Source organism: Pseudomonas sp. EL_65y_Pfl1_R83, assembly GCF_963970695.1.
In the GTDB taxonomy this organism is placed as follows: Bacteria; Pseudomonadota; Gammaproteobacteria; order Pseudomonadales; family Pseudomonadaceae; genus Aquipseudomonas; species Aquipseudomonas tritici.
The window spans coordinates 1-519 of sequence record NZ_CAXAQI010000255.1; the positions used below are offsets into that span (position 1 = coordinate 1).

A 519-nucleotide genomic window follows, 5' to 3' on the forward strand; every position below is an offset into this window, starting at 1 on the left:
TGCGCCGCACCGCCACCGCCGATACCGAATTGGAGGGGCAACAGATCAAGGCCGGCGACAAATTGGCCTTGTGGTATCTGTCGGCCGATCGTGACGAGAGCGTGTTCGAGAATGCCGACCAAATCATCGTCGATCGTGCGAATGCGCGTCGGCACTTGGCGTTCGGGCACGGCATCCATCGCTGCGTTGGCGCACGCCTCGCCGAATTGCAGGTTTCGGTGTTGCTGGAAGAGATGGCCAAGCGGCGGATGCGCGTAAACGTGCTCGGCGAGCCCGAGCGCGTTGCCGCCTGTTTCGTCCATGGCTATCGCAAGTTGCCGGTCGAGATCAGCCGGTACTGACCGCGCGGACGCGCGGACGTTGCCCTGCGGCCCAGCCGAACCAGGCGACCGCAGCGCCCGCGGCCAGGCCGGTGAGCAGTAACGGTGCCACCGGCAACAGCGCGAGCGAGCGATAGGCCGCGTCCCAGCCATAAGTCGCGCCGAGCGTGTCGAACACTATCGTCTGTACCAGCAGCAC

2 protein-coding genes are annotated in these 519 nt (G+C 65.3%); one reads left to right on the top strand and one right to left on the bottom strand.

Going from position 1 to position 519, the window contains the following annotated elements:
• The coding region (locus tag AACY08_RS28715) for a cytochrome P450 (RefSeq protein ID WP_339472473.1) at nt 1-341 on the top strand (341 nt) is incomplete at its 5' end.
• Here AACY08_RS28715 and AACY08_RS28720 read toward each other — a convergent pair.
• Nucleotides 328-519: hypothetical protein (locus AACY08_RS28720; RefSeq protein ID WP_339472474.1), on the bottom strand; the 192-nt coding region annotated here is incomplete at its 5' end. The genes AACY08_RS28715 and AACY08_RS28720 overlap by 14 nt on opposite strands.